The 22,677-nt window shown below is 72.0% G+C and carries 19 protein-coding genes and 1 pseudogene; 9 read left to right on the top strand and 11 right to left on the bottom strand.

The features are described 5' to 3' along the window. Positions 1 to 71: 71 nt before the first annotated feature. Entirely contained in the window at positions 72 to 263 is a 192-nt protein-coding gene (locus tag PH191_RS11270; RefSeq protein ID WP_274194652.1) for a hypothetical protein, read from the bottom strand. A 298-nt stretch (positions 264 to 561) separates the two neighbouring features. Here PH191_RS11270 and PH191_RS30075 point away from each other — a divergent pair, with 298 nt between their 5' ends. Next, on the top strand, positions 562 to 1,575 hold the full coding sequence (locus PH191_RS30075) for a LytR C-terminal domain-containing protein (protein ID WP_420791780.1): 1,014 nt from the start codon (positions 562 to 564) through the stop codon (positions 1,573 to 1,575). A gap of 333 nt (positions 1,576 to 1,908) precedes the next feature. Continuing rightward, positions 1,909 to 2,010 (top strand): annotated as a pseudogene (locus PH191_RS11280) (selenium-binding protein SBP56-related protein); the annotation flags it as partial. A gap of 203 nt (positions 2,011 to 2,213) precedes the next feature. Here PH191_RS11280 and PH191_RS11285 read toward each other — a convergent pair. Beyond that, complete coding sequence (locus PH191_RS11285) at positions 2,214 to 2,420, bottom strand: hypothetical protein (RefSeq protein WP_274194653.1); 207 nt, start codon at positions 2,418 to 2,420, stop codon at positions 2,214 to 2,216. Positions 2,421 to 3,031: 611 nt separating this feature from the next. Here PH191_RS11285 and PH191_RS11290 point away from each other — a divergent pair. Further along, positions 3,032 to 4,348: a heparin lyase I family protein gene (locus tag PH191_RS11290; RefSeq protein WP_274194654.1), complete on the top strand. Its 1,317-nt coding sequence runs from the start codon at positions 3,032 to 3,034 to the stop codon at positions 4,346 to 4,348. A 395-nt stretch (positions 4,349 to 4,743) separates the two neighbouring features. Further along, positions 4,744 to 6,558 carry a serine/threonine-protein kinase gene (locus PH191_RS11295; protein WP_274194655.1) on the top strand — a complete coding sequence of 605 codons (1,815 nt, stop codon included), beginning with the start codon at positions 4,744 to 4,746 and terminating at the stop codon, positions 6,556 to 6,558. Between the two features lie 14 nt (positions 6,559 to 6,572). On the opposite strand, the gene PH191_RS11300 is transcribed toward PH191_RS11295, so the two are convergent. Beyond that, a complete protein-coding gene (locus tag PH191_RS11300; RefSeq protein ID WP_274194656.1) occupies positions 6,573 to 6,824 on the bottom strand; it encodes a hypothetical protein in 252 nt (83 codons plus the stop codon). A 111-nt stretch (positions 6,825 to 6,935) separates the two neighbouring features. Between PH191_RS11300 and PH191_RS11305 the strand changes: the two genes are divergently transcribed. Beyond that, a complete protein-coding gene (locus PH191_RS11305; RefSeq protein WP_274194657.1) occupies positions 6,936 to 7,340 on the top strand; it encodes a VOC family protein in 405 nt (134 codons plus the stop codon). Positions 7,341 to 8,633: 1,293 nt separating this feature from the next. Here PH191_RS11305 and PH191_RS11310 read toward each other — a convergent pair. The 4 genes from PH191_RS11310 to PH191_RS11325 form a co-directional block, all read right to left on the bottom strand. Then, positions 8,634 to 9,086 (bottom strand): transglycosylase family protein, encoded by a 453-nt coding sequence (locus PH191_RS11310; RefSeq protein ID WP_274194658.1) that lies wholly within the window; start codon positions 9,084 to 9,086, stop codon positions 8,634 to 8,636. Positions 9,087 to 9,641: 555 nt separating this feature from the next. Beyond that, positions 9,642 to 9,830 (bottom strand): hypothetical protein, encoded by a 189-nt coding sequence (locus PH191_RS11315; RefSeq protein WP_274194659.1) that lies wholly within the window; start codon positions 9,828 to 9,830, stop codon positions 9,642 to 9,644. 826 nt (positions 9,831 to 10,656) lie between these two features. Then, positions 10,657 to 11,004 (bottom strand): nuclear transport factor 2 family protein, encoded by a 348-nt coding sequence (locus PH191_RS11320; RefSeq protein ID WP_274194660.1) that lies wholly within the window; start codon positions 11,002 to 11,004, stop codon positions 10,657 to 10,659. Between the two features lie 5 nt (positions 11,005 to 11,009). Continuing rightward, a complete protein-coding gene (locus PH191_RS11325; RefSeq protein WP_274194661.1) occupies positions 11,010 to 11,369 on the bottom strand; it encodes a cupin domain-containing protein in 360 nt (119 codons plus the stop codon). Positions 11,370 to 11,433: 64 nt separating this feature from the next. Between PH191_RS11325 and PH191_RS11330 the strand changes: the two genes are divergently transcribed. Both PH191_RS11330 and PH191_RS11335 read left to right on the top strand, forming a co-directional pair. Then, entirely contained in the window at positions 11,434 to 14,544 is a 3,111-nt protein-coding gene (locus PH191_RS11330; protein ID WP_274194662.1) for an ATP-binding protein, read from the top strand. A gap of 559 nt (positions 14,545 to 15,103) precedes the next feature. After that, positions 15,104 to 15,955 carry a GNAT family N-acetyltransferase gene (locus tag PH191_RS11335; RefSeq protein WP_274194663.1) on the top strand — a complete coding sequence of 284 codons (852 nt, stop codon included), beginning with the start codon at positions 15,104 to 15,106 and terminating at the stop codon, positions 15,953 to 15,955. A gap of 821 nt (positions 15,956 to 16,776) precedes the next feature. On the opposite strand, the gene PH191_RS11340 is transcribed toward PH191_RS11335, so the two are convergent. The 3 genes from PH191_RS11340 to PH191_RS11350 all read right to left on the bottom strand — a co-directional run bounded on the left by PH191_RS11340 (position 16,777) and on the right by PH191_RS11350 (position 18,873). Then, positions 16,777 to 16,947, bottom strand: coding sequence for a hypothetical protein (locus PH191_RS11340; RefSeq protein WP_274194664.1), 171 nt, complete (start codon positions 16,945 to 16,947; stop codon positions 16,777 to 16,779). Between the two features lie 2 nt (positions 16,948 to 16,949). Next, complete coding sequence (locus PH191_RS11345; protein WP_274194665.1) at positions 16,950 to 17,738, bottom strand: hypothetical protein; 789 nt, start codon at positions 17,736 to 17,738, stop codon at positions 16,950 to 16,952. A gap of 166 nt (positions 17,739 to 17,904) precedes the next feature. Continuing rightward, positions 17,905 to 18,873 (bottom strand): NAD(P)-dependent alcohol dehydrogenase, encoded by a 969-nt coding sequence (locus PH191_RS11350; protein ID WP_274194726.1) that lies wholly within the window; start codon positions 18,871 to 18,873, stop codon positions 17,905 to 17,907. 83 nt (positions 18,874 to 18,956) lie between these two features. Here PH191_RS11350 and PH191_RS11355 point away from each other — a divergent pair, with 83 nt between their 5' ends. Together PH191_RS11355 and PH191_RS11360 are read left to right on the top strand one after the other, a co-directional pair. After that, entirely contained in the window at positions 18,957 to 19,736 is a 780-nt protein-coding gene (locus PH191_RS11355) for a TetR/AcrR family transcriptional regulator (protein ID WP_274194666.1), read from the top strand. A gap of 615 nt (positions 19,737 to 20,351) precedes the next feature. Then, positions 20,352 to 20,543: a hypothetical protein gene (locus tag PH191_RS11360; protein ID WP_274194667.1), complete on the top strand. Its 192-nt coding sequence runs from the start codon at positions 20,352 to 20,354 to the stop codon at positions 20,541 to 20,543. Positions 20,544 to 20,962: 419 nt separating this feature from the next. On the opposite strand, the gene PH191_RS11365 is transcribed toward PH191_RS11360, so the two are convergent. Beyond that, a complete protein-coding gene (locus tag PH191_RS11365; protein ID WP_274194668.1) occupies positions 20,963 to 22,183 on the bottom strand; it encodes a cytochrome P450 in 1,221 nt (406 codons plus the stop codon). Positions 22,184 to 22,677 lie beyond the last annotated feature (494 nt).

The following is a 22,677-nucleotide window of genomic DNA, read 5'->3' on the forward strand; positions in this document are numbered from 1 at the left end:
TGCGCCTCCCACCGTCAAGACAACCAAGGCCAGCTCGCGCACCGCCACAAGGTCACGCTATCCGGCCGGCATCAGGCCGCCGCCGGTGCCGGACCGGGTCCGCTCGCCACCACCAGCGTCCCCGGACGCTCGCTGGTCAGCACCGTCTCGTACCCACGCACCAGGTGCGGATGGGTCAGCGTCTCGAGCAACATCCCCTCGGCCAGCAGCCGCGCTGCGGCGATCTCGTCGTCAGCAGGGTCCCGACGCAGGGTCTTGCCCACACAACGGGCTCCGCTGAACCTCCGACTTGATGTCTCCGGGACTGTCTGATTTCGGTGTACCGGTCCTGATGCTTGCTGACGACATCGCCGGCGAAGCTCGCCGCCTGGCCATTACCGAACAGGGCGTGCCGTAGGTAAGCGTCACCCGCGCTTAGGTGGTGGCCCGTGAGCCGACCACCGCCCGATCCGGCGCGGCATCCGGGCATGGCGCCTTGGTGATGGTCTCCTGCCCGCACGCGGCCCACCACCGGGTGAATCGCGGGGCCGTTGGCCCGGTCGTTGCTGGAGGGAGCAGGACATGACAGAGCCCGGGAGCGCTGACGCCTCGCGGACGCGGATCGCGGGCATCGTCCTGCTGGCGGTGGCCGGTGTCGCTGCCGTGGTGGGCCTGCTCGCGCTCGGCGGCGAGGGCCCGCCGAGCCACGAGGCGGCACCGACCAGTTCGCCCCAGGTGGCGTTGCCCAGCTTGACCTCCTCGACCGGCCCAGTCCCCGGCCCCCCGCCCGACGCGGTCCAGCCTGGAGGCGGCGGGCCGCCGGTGGGCACGCCGCTCGTGCCGGACGCCGGCCCCGGTGGTGCCGGCGATGTGGGTGGTCTGCCGCCCGTCCCTGGGCCCGTCCCCGGTTCTGCTCCCGGCGGTGTGCCCGCCGTCCCCGCCGGTGGCCCCGGCGGCCCCGGTGGCGGCAGTGCGGGTGGCCTGCCGCCTGCTCCCGGCGGCGCTCCTGGCGGTGCTCCTGGCGGTGCTCCTGGCGGTGCTCCCGGCACACTGCCGGGCGGCGGGTCGCCGGAAGGCTCGCCGACTGGGCCGGGCGTCGCCTCCGGTGGCGCCCTCGGTGGCGTCCTCGTTGGCGCGCCGGGCGCCGCGGGCACCGTCGGCGGGGCGCCTGGCACACCGCCGGGTGGCGGGCCGCCGGTGGTCGCCCCGATCGTGCCAGGCGCCGTTCCCGGTGGCGGCGGCGTGGGTGGTCTGCAGCCTGGTCCCGTTCCCGTTGGTGCTCCCGGCGGTGCGCCCGGTGCCCCTGCGGTCACGGTCCGCGTGTACAACAACTCGATGATCACCGGCCTCGCCCAGCGCGCGGCCGACGAGCTGCGCCTGCTGGGCTGGAACGTCACCGAGGTCGGCAACTACCCCTACGGCATGATTCCCGAGAGCACCGTCTACTTCCGCCCGGACACCGACGAGGAGGGCGCCGCCCAGTCGCTCGCGGTGCAGTTCGAGGTGCGCACATTGCCTCGCTTCGAGGGCATCCAGGACGCCTCACCCGGCCTGATCGTCATCGTCACCAGGAACTGGGGCGCCAACGCCGGTTAGAGCACCGCAGGGCCGCCCGGCTCACCTGCCAGCGTGGGGGAGCGGGAGCGAGCCGCAGCCACGCACCGCGCGCGGGAGCCCTTCGCGATGGACAATGTTAGCCCCGGCGAAACCTGCATGCGCTCGACGAGCCCGGGGCTGGCCACGGTCAAGCGTTCGCTCACTCGACACCTGTCCCCTGGTGGCGCATGCGCGGCCTCGGTACGCGGAGGTCCTCTCGCGTTCTTCCTCGGGTTGCTTCCGGTTAGGTTGACGCTCCGCAAGTTCAAATGCATCTTTGTGGGCTGAGCGCTACCGGGGATCGCCCTGCTCAACCACACCACCTTCGACGTCATCGGGCCGTGGGAATCCGACCGGGGCTCCCAGTACCTCGCCTATGACGCCTGGTGGCACCTCAACCGGAATACGCTGATCAGCACCGAGTGGGGCACTCCGTCGATGATCGAGGACGGCGGGAACCCGGAGCTGCTCCTGGGACAGAAGTATGGCCACAAACCTGCACTTCTGGGACCTCGCGCGGGGCGCCCACCTCCAGGAGATCGACCTCGGGGCGCAGCGCTATTCCTGCAGATGTATATGCAGATGTTGCTTGCACGCCCATCAGGGTCGAGGGTGGCCCGCCCCGACGTCCGCGTCGGTCAACGTCCACGCATCAGAAGAACGCCTGGCTCGACGGGGGCGACCAACACGACCTCATCGAGGTCGACCAACGCGGTCTGCTCACCTCTGGCTCGCGCAGCCGCAGCCATTCCGAGGAACAGATAGCCGACCCGCTCTGCGACCTCGGCCGACACCACCCGGCTTCGGACAGCGTGCCCCTGCTCGTCGGCCAGCGTGATCGGCACCAGACCAGTGGCCGAGTCACTCGACGTCGACACTCTCAGTGGCCCGCCCCGCGCAAGCGGGCGATCACGGCGGCCCGATGACTCAGCGTATGTCGTGCATGTCGGGCCGCCGAACAGCGCCCGTGCCATCGGGTCACTGCTGAGGACGCCACCAGCTCGCCTCCTGCGGCCTTCGGTGGGCAGCTCCCGACACCTCGAGCGGAGCCGGCGCCCGGAGGACCTGGTGGTCTGACTGTTCGCAGGCGTCGCAACCTGCTGGATCGTGAGCACCAAGCTCGCGGGTAGGGCGTTTCCACATCGACCGCCCGGCAACGCCTGTCGCGTAACACTCCAGGGAGCAGGGGGTCGCCGGCACGACCATGGGACGCCATCGCGACACAGGCGCTGGAACGCGCCCGACGCTGCACACCTCCGGAGGGGTGCGCTCGCACCGTCGGCCGCCGGGTGTGGCGCGAGCCCGGGCGGTCTCCCTGGTAGCCATCGGTGCTCTCGCGGGCGGGGTCGCCATCGCCAGCACGACGCCCTGGTCCCGCGAGGCATCGCACCTCCCGCCGGGAGCTCGTCCCGGCGGACCGTCAGAGGCACCGGGCGCCGGAGCTGGCGTGCTACCCGTGCCCACGGTGCCGCCCCCGGCCACCGAGGAGCCTGTCGAGTCCGCCGCGGTGCCGGCCCTCGCGCCGGCCCTCGCGCCGGCCGTGCCGACGGAACCCCCGGCTTTCCCTCCGGTGTTGGCGGAAGCCCCGGCGTCGGCGGTGTGGCGTGCCGACGGCCCGCGTGCCTTCCTGGGAACGTCGTGGAACACCGTCGGAGCCATGCCGCCCCAGGTGAACGACGACGAGGTGTCCTTCGAGCTCACCGGGCGCGGACAGCGCAGCGAGCTCGAGCCCACCCTGCCCGCCGTGCACGAAGGAGACCAGCACGACGTCACCTTCTCGGTACGGCTGGACGGCGAATTCGCCGGGGGCTCCACGGTTCGCCAAGTCATCGCCCGTTGGGAGAACGACAGTCCGGGGCAGGCGCCGCTCGACCTTCGGGTGAGCGGCGGTGAGCTCGTCCTGCACGGTGGCGAGGGCCACCCGTCGGGCCCGCGGACCTTCACCCGCACCCTCGGGCCTGCGCCCATCGGTGAGTGGACCCAGCTGCGTGTCCTGGTGCGCTTCTCGGCCGACCCGCGGAAGGCCGGCGTCAGCGTCTGGCGCGACGGCCGGTCCGTCGTCGACGACCACCACCCCCGCGGCGGCACGCTCTACCCGGGCCAGCAGAGCTACCTCAAGGTCGGCCTGCACCGGGACCGGGTCATCGCGCCACTGAGTAGGGTGCGGTTCGCTGCGTGGCGCATCGACCACGGACGCGCTGCCGCGCACCCGGACCGCACGGGCCCATCTCGGGACGACACCCCCACCGCGGTGCGCCAGTCGATCGGTCCCTCGCATGACGAACCTCGCTCGACGCCGTCCGGCGCGGCGAACGGGGCGTCCGAGAGCTCGGCTCGGAACGGGTCCGACCGGGACGTCACTGAGCACACGCCAACGATCCAGCAACACACGTCACCGAACGACGAATCAGACCGCGAAGAATCCGATGACGGTCCTTCGTCCGAACGCAGCTCGCCGGGCCCCTCGGATCCTGAACGCAGCACCTCGCAGTCCGACATGTCGCACCGACCCGCGTCCGAGAAGTCGTCTCCGCACGTCGGGACTAGCCACCGGACATCGTCGGACAGGACGTCGCACCGGCGACAATACGAGGAGAACTCGGCATCTGATCACCGCGTGGAGCCCAGCGGGCGCACCTCGTCGCGCGACACGTCCCCTCGCGGCGCATCCGAGGACCCCGGCTCACACCAAGGCTCCTCGCGGGACGGCGCGTCAACCGACACCGACGCCGGACGTAGTGACGACTCCGGCGGGCGCTCGAGCGACGAATAGCCGCGCCGCACACGGAAGTCAACCACAAGTACCGAGGCGGCGTCCTCGGCTGAAGACCCCGACGCGCTCGATGGAGATCGATTCGTTGTCCGCACTGACGCGTGCGCCCATCTCTTCAGCGTGCTCGCGGTTGTGGGACACGAGCCCGCCCTGACCCTGGCGGCCGTCGCCGAACCACATCCCGCGGACCTTGCCCCGCGGGCGCGACTAACGGCCCGAACCGGCCCACGACCCCGCCGTCCTCCGCGGTCAATCACCGTCGTCGGCATCGAGAACGACGAGCTACGAGGCGCAAAACGCGTCCAGCCCACTCCCCCATCCAACCGCTACATGCTTGTCGCTGGTCTCGGGCAGCCTCCTGGCAAGGACGGGGTGATGAGGCGAGGAGTGGCGGGGTGGCGGACGAGGGCGAGCTGATCGCTGAGCGCTACCGCGTCCGGACGCGCGTCGGGCAGGGTGCGATGGGCGTCGTGTGGCGGGCCGAGGACGAGCGGCTGCGCCGGGAGGTCGCGCTCAAGCAGGTGTGGTTGCCGGCCGGGGCCGACGACGAGGCCCGCGACCAGGCCCACCGCCGCGTCTTCCGCGAGGCCCGGATGATCGCCCGGCTGCACCACCCGCACGCGATCACGGTCTTCGACGTCGTCGAGCACGACGGCGGACCGTGGCTGGTCATGGAATACCTGGCCTCGCGCAGCCTCGCCGAGGTGCTGGTCGCCGACGGAGCGCTGGGCCCCGAGCGGGTCGCCCGCGTCGGCCGCCAGGTAGCCGCCGCGCTCGCCGCGGCGCACGACGCCGGGATCGTCCACCGCGACGTCAAGCCCGGCAACGTCCTGCTCGCCGCCGACGGCCGGGCCAAGGTCACCGACTTCGGCATCGCCCGGGCCGTCGACGACGTCACGATCACATCGACGGGGATGATGGCCGGGACCCCGGCCTACCTGGCGCCCGAGGTCGCCCGCGGTGCGCACGCCGACTTCCGCTCCGACGTCTACTCGCTGGGCTCAACGCTCTACGCCGCCCTCGAGGGCGCGCCGCCGTTCGGGAGCGGGGACAACCCCCTCGCCGTCCTGCACCGCGTCGCCTCCGGCGACTACGCCCCGCCCACCCCCCGCGGGCCAATCACACCGCTCGTCGAGCGCCTGCTCCGAGCCGAACCGGCCCAGCGTCCCGACATGCACCAGGCCCGCGACGAGCTCGCCCGTCTCGTCTGGTCCGGGACCGAGGGGCCGATCACGCCGTTCCTGACGAGGCCGGGTCCGGATGCCGCGTCCGACGGTTCGGCCGCGGGGCGACCCGTGTCGTCGCCGGTGTCGGCCACGACGTCTCCGCCGGCACCCAACGCGGCCCCGGCTCCGGCCCCCGGACCGCCGTCGGTGCCGCCCTCGGCGCCCCCCTCGGTGCCTCCCGGGGCCCCGGCCGGACCGCCTCCCGGCACGCGCCCCGGCACCGTCCCGGCCGCGCCGCCGGCGTTCGCCGCCTCGGCCATCCCGCTCACCGCGTCGACCAGCGCCCCCAACGCACCACGGCGCCGTGACGTGCACGCAGCCCGATCCGTCGCGGCCCTGCCGGCCCGCGCCCGGGAGACGGGACCGGCCATGACCGCGCCGGTGAGCGCCCCGGAGGAGGTCGACAGCTCGCCGGACGGCGCGCCCGCACGCGGTCGTCGCTGGCCGTGGGTCGCGGCGGCCACGGCGATCGTCGCCGTGGTCGCGGTGATCGTGGTCGCGGCCCTGCTCGGCACGACTGGCGACCAGCCGGGGGCCTCGGTGCCGGGCAACACCGCGGCACCCGACGCCGGGAGCGGGAGCGCGTCGACGCAGGCCGCCGGGAGCGGCACCGACGGAGCCGACGACACCGGCGGGTCGGACGGCCCTGTGGCGCTGTCCGGCAGCCCGGACGACCAGGCCCGCCAGCAGGCCCTGGTCAACTACTACGGCCTGCTGCCGAACCGGCTCGACGAGGGCTGGCAGCGCCTCACGCCATCCTTCCAGCGGTCCACAGCGGGTGGTTTCGACAACTATCGCGCGTTCTGGGGCTCGATGTCCCAGGTGACGGTGCGGGGCGTCTCGCCCTCGGGCGGCGACGAGGTCGATGCCACCGTCACCTACCGCTACGCGAACGGGCGCGAGGTCGACGAGCGCACGGTGTTCCGGATGGTCTTCGTCAACAGCATCTGGAAGATCGACGGACAGCGTCGGGCGACCGGATGAGCTCGACGCTCCGGTCAGCCTGACCAGGCCAGGAGCTGCCGCGGGACCGAGCCGGGCGCTCCGTCGCCGTTCGCCAGAGCATGCGTCCGCGTCCGGAACAGCGTCCGGCTGCGCGGGGGGATCAATCGGCTGGCCCCGGGCACCAGCGCGTCGGCGAGGGCGAGCGGACTGGATTCGAACTCGAACGGCTCGGTGAGCTCCGAACGGAAGAACAGCGCCCCTTCCAGGCGCAGGTGATCGAGCGTCGAGGACAGGGCGTAGCTCATCGCGGCAGCCCGGGGGCTCCGGCTAGCTCCGGCGGCTTCTTGGTCATGGGGTTTCCTCGCTGCCCGCACACCATCGGAGTCGACTCTAAACACCTACGAAGGAGTAGAACGATGTCCGATTTCCCGCCGCTGACTCACGTGGCGCTGACGGTGCGCGACCTGGACGTGAGCATCCCTTGGTACGAAGCCCTCCTCGATGCCCGGCCGGTGATCGACGAGGACACCGAGCCCGACATGCACCACACCGTCTACCTGCTCGGCAACGGCACCCTGCTCGGCCTCCACCAGCACCGACGTGCGGCCTCTCCCGCGCCCTTCAGCGAGTTCCAGGTCGGCCTCGACCACGTGGCCTTCGGCTGCGCCGACCGGACCGAGCTCGAGAAGTGGTCCCGTAGGCTCGATGAACTGGGCGTTGAGCACGGTGCGGTCAAGGATGCGCCGTACGGCTCGGGCCTCGCGTTCCGCGACCCTGATGGCATCGCCCTGGAGTTCTTCGCCCCACCCGTTGGGTCATGAGCCTGCCGCGCCGCGCCCGCTGCTGACATGCCGGGCGCGGTGCGGCATCCCGGCGCGCCCGGTTGGCCACTCCGCCTCACGAGCCTCTGCGGCACTCGCTGACGACTCCGCCCAGGAGCACCCATCGGGCCGACGACCGAGGGCTGGCTCGGGCCCCGACGACTACGACCGAGGGATGTCATGCCGCACGGCGTGAGATGGACGGTCTCGGCATCACCGAGTCGGTCCGGCCGCCGGCTCGGTGACGTCGACGGGCTCGCCCGGGTTCAAGCGTTCCCACTTGAGCATCATCTGGTCGGCGACGTCGACCATCAGCAGCGTGTAGCCGGATAGAGCGCATCGAGAATGCCGGCAGGAGGATGTCGTGGACGCTCTTCCACAGGGGATCGCCGGACTCGGAGGTGAACAGCCCCCGGGTCGGCAGTGCGCTACCCAGGGTGCTCTGGGGCGTGGCGACGAACTTCGCGAAGCGGGACTCGTCGCAGAGGTCGTCGAACATCGTCAGGCCGGAGGTGACGTAGCGCGCGGCGCCCCGAGGATCTCCAGCTGCATCATCGGCCCGTAGCGCAGTGCCGGCTCCGTCATCGTGCGGATCATGCGGCCACGCGGTGGGTCGAGAAGGTTCCCCACGAGTGGCCGCCTCGGGGGTCCCGGGATCGAACGCGCTCCGGGCGGGCGCGGGTGCTTCTCGGCCAGGCCTCCACCGTCTCGTCCGGCTCACCCCGCCGGCCCTCTTCTCGGGTTCTCGAGCTGGTGGGGCAGCTGACGGGGGCGTCCCATCAGGCGCAGGGGGCGCCCTCGCTGCATCACTCCAGATCGACGCGTGCAGATCGACACCGAACACCGAACGAGGTGGTCAGGGCCGAACCGGGCCGCCCGGCCGCGACGATTCGTCACCTCGGTGGGACCTCGTCGGCGCAGTTCGACCGGGCGTTCCGACCTGCTCGGCCCGCACCCGGTCGCAAACGATGAGCTGCTGCTCACGGCTCGCATGCCGTCTCTGTCAGCGACTCCCGGCGGCGGGCCACGTTGACCTACTCCACGCCCGAAGTTGACGCCGCTGTTGTCCACGACCTGTTCCCCGCGAAGATCGTGTTCTCCCGGGTGCGGACCGCCACGAGCGGCGTCCGTGGCGAACCGGCCTGTCGCCCGGCGGCTGGACGCACACCACCCTCGAATGCGACCAGTGGGGCAGCGCCCGGACGATCTATGAGGCGCGCCAGGTGCTCGAGCGATACGTGAGTACAGCCACGGCCAAGCCGGCCTGATCACGCCGCTCGGTCGCGACGACCGTCACCTCGGTGCGATGTCGTCGGCGCAGTTCGACCAGGCCTGCCAGCCCTGCTCGGCCCGGACCCGGTCGCCGACGAGGATCTGCTGCTCACGGCTCGCGTCGTCGGCCTGCGGGGCGAACTGGCCGCCCCCGTACGCGGACCACGTGCGGGGGCTGAGCTGCAGCCCGCCGTGGTGGCCGTTGCCGGTGTCGGCGTGCCAGTCGCCGCCGGTCTCGCACCGGGCGATGGTGTCCCAGGGCTCTGCCGGGGCCGCGAGGGTCCCGGACGGGAGGGCCGCCGGAGAGGTCACGGCGGCGCCGGGCGCTGCCGGTGCCGACGCGGGAGCCCCGGGCGGTACCGGAGGAGGAGGGAGCGGCGGTGCGGCGACGCCGGTCGCGCCGCACGCGCCGGCGACCAGGGCGGCAACGACGCCGAGCTGCGCGATGGCGCCCCTGCGGTCGAGGATGGACATGGGTCGTCCCGTCGACGGATGTCCGGGCCGACCAGCACCGTCTGCAGGTGTATGGGCGGCTCCGCCCGTTCCGCTGGCTCGGCGAGCGCCTCACAGGGACCGGCGGGCGGTGAGGACACGATCGGTCCCGGCGCATCGTGTCCGTGCGGTTTCCCGATCGTGACGGCGTTGACACTGTGTCCGCAACCGTCTGCCTCGGACGCGGCAGGTGTGCACGCGGGCCACGAAGATCAGCGTTCAGTCATACCGGCTTGCCCCCGCCCACAGTCCGGCCTCCCGGCTTGGCCTCCGGCCACCCCGAGCCCGTCACCACCGCGCCTGGGGATGCGGGGCGGCGAGCGCCCCGCTTCGGCTGCTAGTGCTCCGGCGCGCGGTCGCCGAGGACGCGGCCAATGGCGGGCAGCGCGTCAGCGGGACCCCGGACCAGGATGATCGGGTCGCGGCGTCGCCGCGGATGGGCGGGGGCGCCGGGAACAGTTTGATCGTCACGGTCTGTCCTTCCGTGAACTCCAGGGAACGCGAACGGAGGGTCCCGTGCGCTCGCGCACCGTTCACTCAGCCGGTGACGGGGCGAACGCGGCGACGCGCGAGGTCGTCCGCGCAGCGCTGCAACAGGTCTGCGAGCAGCGAGAGCCAGTACGGCATCCGGTTCAGCGCGCCTTCCGCCCGAAGGTTGCCGATGCCCCGCTGGGGGGTCGTTGCGCCCGAGGCGTCGCGTCGTGCCCATCCGTCGAGGATCAGCACTATTCGCGGTAGTACGCGAAGCCGTACCGGTCGCACAAGTCGCGCGCCTCGGCAACGGCGGCGGTCATCGCGGGAACGTCTCGGCGCAGGTGGTGTGGGATCGCGGCATGGGCCAGGGGCCGCGGCGAGGCTGTAGGGGTGGTCGATCTCCCGGGCGAGCGCGATGGCGTCGCGGCAGCTCGCCAAGGCCGCGTGTTCGTCTCCGAGCAGCCAGTGGGCGTGCGCGGCACATGCCCGGGCGGGCCGGGTGCCGGCGCAGCTCGTGCCCGTCGCCGGAGAGCGTGGCTGCGAGCTGGAAGTGGCGCGCGGCGTCGGCGGGCATCCCCCGGCTGAAGGCGGCGCCGGCGACAGCGAAATGCGCCCGGGCCGCTCCGTTCGGGATCGGGATCGGGATCGACCATGGCCAGACCCGGGACGCCACGCGGTAACCGTCGGCGATGCGCCCCTGGACCTGCCGCGACGTCCGCAGCGCGCGCGGATCAAGAACGAGAATGCCCTGAAAGGGGGGTTGACGGAGTGAGGCCATCAGAATGTGGGCTGATACGGCGACGGCGGGCCACCCCGGGAACGACTCGGTGCCGACCGTTCCGGGGAGCTAAACCCTCGATGATCCCGTATCCAGGTCCGGCTGTCGGAGAGCACGCCCGCGCCTCGTTCAGCGCGGAGAAGAAGGAGCAGTCAATGCTTCTCGCGACGCAACGTCGCTTCTGGTGGCGGCCGGACGCGGCGGCGTCTTGAGGTAGCTGATGTAGAAACCGGTGATCGGCCCGTCGCACGGAGGAGGGGATCGATCAGAAGGCGACCCTGTTGCGCGATCCGGGCGCGTTCAGCCCTTGACGTAGGCGCGCTTCTCGGCGACCAGACCGTCCCGGACGGTGAAGACGTCGACGCCCCGCACGTGCCCGGTGCCCCAGTCATAGCGCCAGCACACGACGACCCGATCCGAGGCCTCGATGAGCTCCTCGGTGTGGAACGCACCGTCCGGGGATCTGCGGAATAGTTGCTCCCAGGCGGCTCGCACATGATCGGCGCCCTCGTGCCGGACGCCGTCGGGGGGCGTGGTGTCGTCGAAGACGCAGTCCGGCGTCATCGCGGCCATGATGCCGTCGAGGTCTTGGGCTGCGAAGGCGGTCTGGAAGCGGGCCACCGCATCGAGCGGCCGGACGCCCGTCACGGCGTTCACGTCCGCGCGTAGTTCGACGCGCCCCACCAGTCCACGACGACCACCGGGGTGTCGCCGACCACCCAGGCGTCGTGGCCTGAGGGCAGAGCGGTGACCTGCCCTCGTGTGGCGTCGAACTCCTCGCCGTCGATCATGCGAATCCGCAGGGTGCCGTCGAGGTGGTTTTGGAAGTGCGGGGCCTCGCACAGCTCGGTGCCCCCGAGCGGTCGGACGTCGTTCGACCACCGCCAGCCGGGTTCGAGGGTGAGCCGGCCGGTCTCGGCTCCGCCGATGCGCACGATGTCGACCCGGCCGTGCGGGAATTGCCGCGTCTCGGTGGGGTTCGCGAAGTCCTGCTGCTCGTAGCTGACGCCCATGACGTCCTCCGTCTGTCGTCGGGGATCGGATACGAGGAGGCTAGGAGCGGGACCTTGCGGTTCCATGGCGGCGGACGACACTGTGGCCGTGCCGCAGGTGCACCTCCAGCTGCTCGGGCGCTTCCAAGTGCGCCGGGAGGGCAACGAGGTTCCGCCGGGCGCGTTCGGCGGTCGCAAGGTGCGCTCGCTGCTGCGCGTGCTCGCCGTGGCCCGCCCGAACCTGGTACCGCACGACGTGCTGGTCGAGGCCCTCTGGCCAGACCGGCCGCCGGCGGACCCGGTCGCCAACCTCAACGTGCTCGTCAACCGGGCGCGGCGGGCACTTGGCGATCCCGGCGCCATCACGACCGGGACGTCGGGCTACGCGCTGGGCGAGGTCTCCTGCGACCTCGACGAGTTCGACGCCGCGCTGCGGGCGGCGAGGACCGCACACGACGCGGCCACGGTGCTCCACGCGGCCACGACCGCGTTGGCGATGTGGGGCGAGCCTCTGGTCGAGGACACCTACGCAGACTGGGCGCGCGAACCCCGCGAACGACTTCGCCGCGACCGCGTCGATGCTTGTGAGCTGGCCACCGAGGCGGCCCTGACCCTCGGCGACGCCCGGGCGGCCACCGCCACCGCAGCCGAGGCGGTGGCCGCGGAGCCCCTCCGGGAGGACGCCGTTCACCTCTTGGCACGGGCCCGCGACGCGGCGGGTGACCGGGTCGGGGCGCTGGACACGATCGCCCGGTTCCGACGACGGCTCGCCGACCAGCTCGGGCTGGACCCCTCGCCGCCGCTCGAGGCCCTGCGGACGGCGCTGCTGCGCGCGGAGCCGGGCAGAGTCCGCACGTCACGTCCGACACCGACGGCGACCTTCGAGGGGCTCGCCTTCGCAGGACGCGACGAGGAGGTCGCCGCTCTGCGCTCCGGGGTCGCCGAGCGCAGCGTCGTCGTCGTGCCCGGGCCGGCGGGGTCCGGGAAGTCCCGCCTGGTTGCGGAGGCGCTGCGGAGCTCGCCGATCCCCGTGGTGGCGGCGCGGGCGTTCTCCTCGGAGCGGGCGGAGACGTGGGCGCTGGCGCGCACCCTGGTGGCCGAGGCTGTGGCTCTCGACGTGACCGTGGCCGGGAGCCTCCCGCCCCGGATGCGGGACGCTCTGAGCTGGTTGCTGCCCGAGATCGAGGGCCGGCCCCCGGCCGCAGTTGACGGTGAGAGCCGCCGGGCGCTGGTCCTGGGCGCGACCGTGCGGGTGTTCGAGGCAGCGAGCACCGAGGGTGCGGTGCTGGTCGTCGACGATCTCCAGTGGGCCGATCCCAGCAGCGTCACCCTGATCGGCTCCCTCCTGGCCCGCGTCACTACGGTGGCCGCAGTGCTCGCCTTCCGGCCCGACGAGCTCGACCCGGCCGCTCTCGGCGAGATCACCGGCGACCGCGCGGTCACCGAGATCCCGCTCGGCCCGCTACCCGCTGCGGCCATCGATGGGCTGGTCGACGATCCGGAGCTGGCCCGGGCGTTGCGGACATCGACCGACGGCACGCCGTTCGCTGTCATCGAGGTCCTGCGCGAGCTCACCACCCGCGGTGTGCTGGGTACCGCCGACGCCGCGCCGATCGCGGTTTCGCTCGGACGGGACGGGCAGCGACGCTCGATCGCCCGCCGCGTCCGCCGGCTCAACCCCGCCGGCGCAGACCTGCTCACGCTGGTGGCGCTGTCGGGGAGGGAGGTTCCCGCGCGCACGCTGGCCGCCGCGGCGGGCGCCGATCCGCGGGCGACGCTCGCGGAGCTCTCGGCGCTCGCTCGCGTCGGGCTGTTGCGTATCGGCGAGTCCGGCTGGGCGCCCGCGCACGACCTCGTGGGCGAGACCGTCGACGCCACGCTCGTCATCGGTGAGCGCGGCCGCCTGCACGGGCTGCTCGCCGCCGCGCTGGAAGCCGACGGCGCGGAGGACGCCGAGGTGGCCGGCCATCACCGCGAGGCCGGCGACGGCGCCGCAGCAGCCCGCGCGTACCTGCGCGCGGCGGAGCGGGCGCTTGACCAGCACGCTTTCCGGGAAGCCCGCGAGCTCGCCACAGTCGGGCTGGGACTGCACCCGCGGCGGACGGTCCGGGTCGAGCTGCTCGACGTACGCGCGCAGTCGCGCTCAGCCCTCGGCGACCTCGACGGCGCGCTCGCCGACCTCCACGACGCCCTCGCCAAGGATGCACCCGGCCGAGCGCACCGGATGGCCCGCCTCGCCATGCTGACCTCCGGCGCCCGAGATCTGCGCCGCGCCGCCGAGCTGGCCGAGCTCGCCCTGGTCGAGGCCCGCGACGAGCCCGCGGAGCGAGCGACTGCGCTGGAGACCGCCGCCATTCTGGACATGAACCTCCAGCTCCACGACCGCGCCCGTATCCGCGCGGAGGAGGCCCTCGGGCTCTACCGGGAGCTCGGTGACGGGCGCGGCATCGCCCGCATCCTCGACGGCCGGGCGATGGCCACCTTCCTCGACGGGCGCATCCGCGACGGCGTCGCCCTCTTCGCCCGGGCCGCGCAACTCTTCGCCGACTCCGGCGACCTACTGCGGGTGATCACACCGCGCTCGACCTGCGGGCACGGCCTGGTCTTCGCCGCCCGCCCGTCCGAAGGTCTCACCGAGACCGACGCCGCGTTGGGGCTCGCCCGCGAGCTCGGCCACCCCGAAGGCCAGGCGTACGCGTTGTGGCATAGATCCGAGGCCCTCTCAGCGCTCGGCCGGGTCGACGACGCCGAAGCCGACGCGCGCGAGGCCCTGCGAATCGCCCGCGCCGCCGGACACCGCGGCTGGACGGCCACGGCACACCGGGCCCTGGGAATCGCGCTCCAGACCCGCGGCGACCTCGACGCCGCTGCCGCCGCCTTCGCCGACTCGGCCGCCGTCGCCGGCGACACGCTGACCCTGTTCGCCTGCTGGGCCGCCGCACGGTCCGCCCTGGTCGCCGTCGTCCGAGGGGACCTCGCCGACGCCGAGACCTACACAACCCACGCGCTGCGGACCGGGCCCGGGCTCGGCCGGCACGAGGCCCGATGGGCACGGGTCGAGCTCGCCGCCGCCCGCGGCGATCCCCGCTGCGCAGCGTGGGCCACCGACGCGATGCGCGCCGCCGAGGACGCCGGCGCGCACGCCGCCCTCCGCCGACTCGGCGAGCTCGCCAGGCAACCGGTGGATGGAGCCTAGGTCGAGCTCGAGCCCCTGACCATCGACGGCTCCGCACGGTCCTCGACGGGCGTGCCGATCTTGTGGTCGCCGGCGAGCGACGCGACCGACCGCTCACCCTTGGAGCTGAGGCAGCGGCGCACGACCTGCGCTTCGATTGACCGCCGGACAGAGAAGCGGTGATCGGCTCGCTGACGCGGGGAGTTCGATCGCTCGTACGTGGTGAGGATCGCCCCTGACCAGGGATGAACGAAGCACACCAGATCAGCGACCAGTCACAACGCTGTGAGCCGGCAACGTGCCGGTCAGGCCATCCATGGGCGCCTCGACGAGCTGATCCACGCTTCGATGCCGCAGCCAGTACACCGCTATCCGCTACGGCGACCGGCTCACCGAGGCGCCCGTGAGAGCGGGCCGAGGCCCGTACCGGCGTTGGGTGGCCGCTGGCGGGAACGTTCGGTGCGTTCAGCGTCTGGGCTCCGCTCGTCACCCACCGCCGGTACTGGTCGGCCCAAGGCGCCCTAGTCGCCGCGCGTCGTAGCCACGCGCAACTCCTCGACCGCCTCGGCACACTGCGCAGATGGGGTGGACGGTCAAGGAGAACGTGGAGGAGTTCTGGCGCGCGACGGAGCCCTACCTCCGAGCGCACCGGGTGACCTCGACGATCGTGCTCTCGATCGTCGACACGCTGCGTACGCGGAGTACGGGCGCCTACTCCGGTCCGCCGGAGCTAGCGTGGTGGGACCCCGGCGACGGGGTGTCGGGGCTGATCGTCCACACCCCGCCGTACCGGCCACTGGTGTCGACGATGTCGGCGGAGGCCGCCGCCGCCTGGACCGTGGGCCGTCCACGCCCCGAGCGGATATTGGGGCCGTCGGACACGGTCGAGCACCTGGCCCAGGCTTGGGGCGCGGTCCCCGAGGTCATTGTCGCGGAGCGACTGCACCGCCTCGACGTCCTACGATCCCCGGGCAACCCTGCGCCGACCCGGATCGCCGGTGACGCGGAGCGGAACCTCCTCTGGGCGTGGCTGCAGGCGTTCCGCGACGAGGCAGTCCCCAACGACCCGCCCCCAGACCGCGCGCCGCTCGACGCGGCCGTCGACGAGGGACGTATTGCGGTCGCGGTGCCGGACGGTGAGCCGGTCGCCTACGCCGCGGTGAGCCCGAGCCTCATGCGATCCTCCCGCATCGCCCCGGTGTACACGCCACCCGCGCACCGCGGCCGGGGCTACGGGGCGGCGGTCACCGCGGCCGCCGCACGGATCGCCCTCGCGCGGGGCGACGAGGAGGTCCTGCTGTTCACCGACCTCGCCAACCCGACGAGCAACCGGCTCTACGCCCGGCTCGGATTCGTCGGGGTCGCCGACATCGTCGACGCGGCGCTGATGCCCGTGGCTGGATCGAGATCACCGGGTACCGGCCTCCCCTAACCTCACGTGGCCCGTGCTGGGCGGGCGCGTACCCGCCGTCGGCAGTGTCGGCTTCGGCGCGGCGATCAGGGCGGCCGTCGGGCGGTGCCCGACGTCCCGTGAGTCGGCGGCGGCGCCCTTTGCTGCGGCCGTTGCACCGCCACCTTCTGCCGGGCCTCTGTCAGGACGGCGGTCGAGCAGCGAACGAGCACAACTCGAGTTGGCCCGAACGCGCAGCCTTCTCTGCTTCACGGGCGGCCCTGGGGCCGGGAGGGATGAGCTCACGCAGGTACATCCGACTGCCGGTGACAGGGTCCCATCCGGCGAAGAGGGAGACCCGCAGTTATCCGCTCGGCAACGTCTCAACCGTGCCTCGCTGGCACTCCAACCGCACCACGGGCCTACGGTAGCCGCCGTTTCGCACCACGACCCGCACCACGGGGCCCGCAGGGCGGCTTGAGGCATTGACTCATGTCACCGAGCCGGCGGCTCAGGAAGTGACGGGACCTGTTGGGCTCGTTCCGGCGCCTTGCCGTCGGTGAGCGCTTCGTCCGCTGAGCTGGGCGGACGCCGGCGGCCTGGTTCCGAGCATGGCTGCCTCGGGTGGGCCCTCGCCCATCATTCCGTGGGGGAGAAGTGTGGGAACGCTCGTACTTGCTCAGGCCATGATCAACCGCCGGTAGCCGAGGACGGAGGCGGCAGTAGCGCTACAGCGTCACCCCTTGCTCTCCGACCGGGCCAGTGCCGATCGGCGCCGCTCGCTGTCGGTGCGCCGATGCGACCGCGGCGGCGTGACGAGCGCGCCGGCCATCAGCTATCCCGCCACCGACCGAGCGGCGGCCTCAAGGCGAGCGCTCGACCGCCTTGCCGCCCAGCAGGAGGGCGAGGCCCGCCGCTGCTGCCGAGAGGACGCCCACTACCGCCCCCTCGAGCTCGGCATCGGCGATCGCACCCTCGGCGAACGCCCCAAGCGCTGCGGCAATCGCGGCTGCCTTGATCTCGGTACCCATCATTCCTACTCGTCGAAGGTAGATGCGTTGTCAGGACGGTCGGCTGTTCGAGCGCGCACCAGCCGTACGCCGGTCGCAAGCAGCCACACGAGCCAGGCGGCGAAGCCGGGCAGCCCCACGAACAGGAGCGCCGAGCCGTCCGCGATCGCGAGGTTGGCCGCCCCGGCGGCGAGCAACAGGCCTCCCCCGGCCACGCCGAGCAGACGCTGCCACGGCGGCGTCAGCCGGCTCGTATGAGCCGCCAGCGCAGCGCAGATGAGGGTGGTGCCGAGCGCCGGCAGCGCCAGCGCGAACGCTGCTGCATGCAGCTGCCAGGCGAGCTCGAACGCCGGGCTCGGCTCGGCGAGCTCGCCGGCGGACAGCACGACTCCGATCCACAGCACGGTGGAGAGCGCGAAGACCGCCGAGAGAGTTGCGCCTGCGGCCACCGCGAGGCGCGACCAGTCCGCGCCCGCACCCCCGCGACGTCCGACGAGCCCGTGGAGACCGGTCAGGAACCCGAGCAGCAGCGGCAGGTTCAGCGCCTCCTGGCCGACCGCGATCGCGACCGCGACCCGGTTCTCCACGTGGAAGGCGAGCACCTCTTCGATCGGGTCCCCGAAGGTGGGCGCTCCGACCAGCACCGCGTTCTGGATCGTCACCGACGCTGCGAGCGCGATCGCCGCCGCGCCGACGACCCGCTCTCGGAGCGGGGTGGTCCCCGTCGTCGCCGCTGCGGTCCATGCCGCGAGCTTCGCCTGGACCCGGACCTGCCGGTTCTCTGGCGCGGTGAGTTCTGCTGTCTGGGTTCTCACGTCGTTACTCCTTCGTCTCAGTCGGATGGCGGGTTGTCGAGCAGGTTCGGGTGTTCGTTCGGATGGTCATCGGTTCTTCCTTGCGAGAGGAGCGGTCCGTCCGACGGAGTAGCGGCAGGTCAGGACGTGCACATGTACGGGTGGGTCGTTCTCGTCGGTCCGGTCGTCAGACGGTGACGACGACCTTCCCTCGGGTGTGGCCGGCCCCGACGTGGCGGAGGGCGTCGGCTGCTTCGTCGAGGGGGTAGGTGCGGTCGATGACCGGCGTGACTTGCCCGGTCGCGAGCAGGTCGGCCAGGGTGAGCAGGTCCTGGCGCTTCTCGACCGACAGGAAAGGCCTCAACTGCTGACGGGTGAACCCGGACAGCACGCGCGCTTTGACGATCCGACCGAGGGGGCCGAGCCAGCGGCCGCCGCGTCCGCTGTTGGGGATGAGGGTGCCGGTGGGTGTCAGCGCTCGGCGGACAGCCGCCAGGGGCTGGGCTTCCACGTTGTCGAGGATGACGTCGTAGCGCTTCTCGGTGCGGGTGAAGTCGGTCTTCGTGTAGTCGACGACGTGGTGGGCACCGAGCGACCGGACCAGGTCGACGTTGCGGGTGCTGCACACACCGGTCACCTCGGCGCCGAACGCCTTGGCGATCTGTACGGCGAAGGAGCCCACGCCGCCCGCCGCGCCCGTGACCAGCACCGTCTGGCCCGGTCGAACGTTCGCGATGTCGCGCACTGCCTGCAACGCCGCCATGGCCGACGTGGGGACCGCTGCCGCGTCCACGACCGACAGGTTGGCGGGGACGGACACGAGGTTGTCCGCCGGGACGCAGGCGTACTCCGCGAGCGTTCCAGCGGTGCTCCAGCCGAACACCTCGTCGCCGGGGCGGAGAGCGGTGACATCCTTCCCGACCGCTGCCACCACGCCGGCGAGGTCCCTGCCAGGGGTGCCGTGGCGCGGCCGGCGGAGCCCGAACGCCAGACGCAACACGTGCGGCTCACCGGTCATGACGAAGTAGTCGCCGGGATGTACTGACGCCGCGCCCACCTGGACGAGCACATCGCCTCGACCGGGCAGCGGTAGCCCGACCTCGGACGACTCGAGCACTGAGGGCAGGCCGTAGCGGTGGTGGACGACGGCCCGCATCGTCGCCGCCCGGGCCGGGCTCGCCCCCGGCACCAGGCGTGCTCCGGCATCCGGTCCTTGGTCGGTTCCCACAGAAGCTCCCCATGTCCGAGGTGGACCCTCGCTGGCGTCGTACGGTGTACGTCGTACGCCGTACTATGGGCCGTACGCTGTACGATCGTCAAGCCGTCGAGGGAGCGAGGAGACCCGTGTCGGTGAGGAAGCAACGCCAGGTCGCGTCGGACGCGGGCCTGAGCAAGCAGCGGGTGGTGGTCGAGGCGGTCCGGCTCGCCGACCGCGAGGGGGTCGACGGGCTGAGCATGCGCCGGCTGGCTGGCGCGCTCGACGCGGGCGCGATGTCGCTCTACCACTACGTGGCGAGCAAGGAGGAGCTGCTGGACGCCATGATCGACGTCGTGTTCGAGGAGATCGAGCTCCCGCCCGAGGAGACCGACTGGCAGTCGGCGATGCGACGGCGGGCGGTATCCGCCCGACAGGTTCTCGCACGCCACCCGTGGGCGATCGGCCTGCTGGAGTCGCGGACATCGCCGGGGCCCGCGAACCTCCGCCACCACGAGGCGGTCACGGCCTGCCTGCGGAGGGCTGGCTTCCCGGTCTTGATGGCGACGCACGCCAACTGGTTGCTCGACAGCTACGTCTACGGGTTCGCCCTGCAGGAAGCCAGCCTGCCGTTCGACACCGCCGATGAGCTCGCGGACATGACCGAGGGCGTCTTCCTGCCCCAGCTTCCTCCTGACGAGTTCCCCTACCTCAACGAGTCCGCCGCGGCGCTCGTCGCTGCTGGATACGACCCGGCAGAGGAGTTCATCTTCGGCCTCGACCTCGTCCTAGCCGCCCTCGAGCCCCTGAGAGCCTCCGCATAGCGAAGCTGACGGACCGTCGCGCGGCCTCTACCACCGCAGCTCGATCCGATCTCCGAGTACCTCGAGATCTGGCACAACCGACGCCGCCGCAGCGCTCGGGGATGGTAGTCCCCGATAGAGTTCGAGAACCAGAACAAGATCGTCGTGGCCTGAAGCTTCCAGCGGCCCGACTCCGCGAAACCAGGGGCACCCCAGACACCAACAGACGAACGAACTCGTCCTGCCGGTGTTCAGTATCGGTAACTCCGAGGCGTCCTACGGCGACAGGGTGACATCTCGTCGCCCTCCCAGCCCCGGGGTTGACCTCGCAGGGGGCGTTGACGCGCCTGCTCTCGCTCAGGAGTGAGGTGCCGATGGCGACCAGCCTCGTGGTGACACCGAAGGGGCTCCGGGTGCAGTTCTCGGGACTCGACCGAGTTGCGGCCTGCTCGTGGGGGCTCGATGTGCCCTTCGAGCTGATCGTGGGGTCGCGCGTGATGACCCGGGACGACGCCGGCGCCTCGAGCCCCCGCCTTCCCTGCCCCAGCGCCTGGTGGCCCTGGCGGCTTTGCGTCGGCTCCTGGAGGATCGGTGAACGCCGCCAGCTCTTGGAGCGTCCGCCGAGGTTCACACGTCATGGTCGTCTTCCTCCTGGGGCGTCCGTTCCACCGCATCGTCGTCGATGCCGAGGACCCGCATCGAACGCATCGCGGCATCGAGTCGGCGCTGCTGCACAGCAAGAAGACCGCTGCGCGTGTATCGGTCCGCAGTCTCCTGCCCGAACTCAGCGACGATGGAGTCGGCCTCACCGGGCTTGCGCAGCACTGAACGGCGATCACCGTGGTCGGACCCGACGACGCGCCAAGAACGTGGATGCGGGGTGGTCTCGCGGCCCCCGGCGCCGGGACCTGTCCGAAGACGTAGGCCCTTAGGGAGGGTGGCCCACTGCGTGCCGCTCGATGCGCCACCGCAAGCCGCGAGGCCAAGTACATCTGCGGCAGGGGGGCAGCGAACCCAACTTCAGGTGAAGCAGCCGGCTCAGAGCGAGCCCCCGAAGTACCGATCCGCCCCGCTGAGGACGCGATTGCTCGTCGGACCGAGGCCCGATGCTGGCCGCGGCATACGACCGCACGAACGCGACGATCAGGAGGGCCGGCGGCTGCGGGCGGGATGAACCCAGCCGGCCTCGGATTGGCTCCGACCACGAGGCGTCTCGGGACCGCGGCGGAGAGCGCGACCTCGCCGCGTCAAGACGGCCCCCAGGTGACCGGGAGGTCGGTCAGGCCCCTGAACACCCAGCCGAACCACGCCTCGTCGCGACGAGTGTCGGTCCGGAGACCCTGCAGAGCCTCGTAGACCCGCGGTACGGCGATCTCGCCAACAGCGATGCGGGCGGCCCAGTGTCCGGGGCAGAGGTGAACGCCGCTTCCGAACCCCAGGTGCGCCCGCTGCGAGCGGGCGATGTCGAAGCGCTCGGGGTGCTCGAACGCGGCGGGGTCGCGGTTGGCGGCGACGATCACCACACCCAGTGTCGCGCCGCGAGGCAGCTCGACGCCGTCGAGCACGGTCGCCCGGGTGGTCTCGCGGGGGTACATCCCGATCGGGGACAGCCACCTCAGCGCCTCGTCGAACGCGACCGGCCACAGCGACGGGTCAGCCAGGACGCGGTCACGCTGCTCGGGGTGCCGGCTCAGCGCCCACACCATGTTGGTAATCATGTGCTGCGGCTCGTTCATCCCGCCCGAGATCGTGAGTTTCACATTTGCCCGCACCGCAGCCTCGGGGAGACCGGCGTTGGCCAGCGCCGAGGTCATCGAGGTGTCCGGGTGGCGCAGCAGGTGCGGGAGCAACACGTCGAGGTGCTCGTCGACTTCCCGCTGAGCGTCGTCGCAACGAGCCCAGATTCCGGGGTCATCGGCCAGATTCCCGATCCCGGCGATGAAGGCGTGGGACCACCGCTGCATCTCCTCGGGGGTGGCCTCGCGGAACCCAAGCACATCGACGAGATTCCGCGCGGCCACCGGTGCCGCGTAGTCGCGGTTCAGCTCGGCCTGCTTCGGCCCGCGTTCGCGAAGGACGTCGAGGTGAATCTGCGCGTTGCGCTCGAAGCGCGGCCCCCAGGACGCGCGGATGCTCTTCGCCCGCAGGCCCGGATTGATCGGCGCCCGTTCCACCGCGTGCCCGGGGTCATCCTTGCGCAGCATGGGCTTCGCGCCGAGCGCACGCGCCATCGTCGCGCCACTGCCGCCCACATCGGCCGAGAACGTGGCCTGATCGGCTTCGACGGCACGGCAGGCCGCGAACCCGGTGACGAGATAGCGCTCAAGGGCCGGCACCCAGACCACCGAGCCCTGCTCACGCAGCCGATCGTAGGTGTCGAAAGGATCACGGAGCATCGCCCTGGGATCGACCCAGTCCGCCGTGGTGGCGGCGGCCACGGCCGTCGTGGTGAAGCTGCCCTCGGACATGATCGCGGCCTCCCGAGGTCGCACCGCCCGCCGCAGTGGACATCGCGCCCCCGCCGGGGCGCCTCGCAGCGGTGTGCGACCAGGGTCGGGGCCGCGCACAGGCCCTGTAAACCGCTCATCTCCGATTGCCACCGAGCGGAACATCCGGTGGCCGACGGTGCGAGCGCGCCTGTGTCCTCCGGACGTGAGCAGCATCGGGCGCGTTCCGGGGAACGGTCATGAACCGAATTCGAACTACGTCCCGGTCCAGCGGCAGCTCGTTAGTGCGCAGCTCACGTCGTGTCCTCGAACTCGTGCTTGGCGAGTGGGGCAGGGTGCTGACCCGCAGGCGAGTCGGGTGGGCCGCGGCCATGACCGCTGGAACCGGGCGGACCGGAAGCGGAGCGACCAACTGCGAGGAACGACCAGGCGAACGCGACCACTCCCACCAGGGGGTCGCTTAGCTGCCACTTCTGCTCAGGTGGCCCTGGCCCCACAGGGCACGATCTGGGGTG

Origin of the sequence: Actinomycetospora callitridis, from assembly GCF_028737265.1 — a bacterium.
GTDB classification, from domain to species: domain Bacteria; phylum Actinomycetota; class Actinomycetes; order Mycobacteriales; family Pseudonocardiaceae; genus Actinomycetospora; species Actinomycetospora callitridis.